General features: G+C 49.6%; 1 pseudogene. It reads left to right on the top strand.

Annotation, left to right across the window (positions count from 1 at the left end):
- Positions 1-359 (top strand): annotated as a pseudogene (locus AAEY75_RS14290) (Xaa-Pro aminopeptidase); the annotation flags it as partial.

Genomic DNA, 359 nt, shown 5'->3' with positions numbered 1-359 from the left:
GAAGGTAGCAATTTATCACCGTCATTCTCACCCGATGGTAAAAAGCTGCTTTATAGCTCAACCGTTGGCGGCAATGCCGATATTTATGAAATGCAGCTCAGTGATGGCAGTACCAAACAGCTTACCACTTTACCGAGTACTGAAGTGCAGCCAAGCTATGCCAGCGATGGGCAGAGCTTTGTCTATACCAGTGATAAAGTCCGCGCTGGTCGCCCAAGCATTTATCGCTATAGCTTTGCCACGGGCAACGCCGCGCTGATATCGACGGGAGGCTATGCTGCCAGTCCTCAGCTTAGCTTAGATAGTCAACGTTTGGCATATCTCAATGGTCGCAAAGCGGCAGTAATGATGCTTACCAC

The sequence above is a fragment of the Psychrobacter sp. TB55-MNA-CIBAN-0194 genome (genome assembly GCF_040309505.1).
Classification (GTDB): Bacteria; Pseudomonadota; Gammaproteobacteria; order Pseudomonadales; family Moraxellaceae; genus Psychrobacter; species Psychrobacter fozii.
Note: the sequence above shows the minus strand (reverse complement) of the source record. Positions and strands in the feature narration are given on the sequence as shown.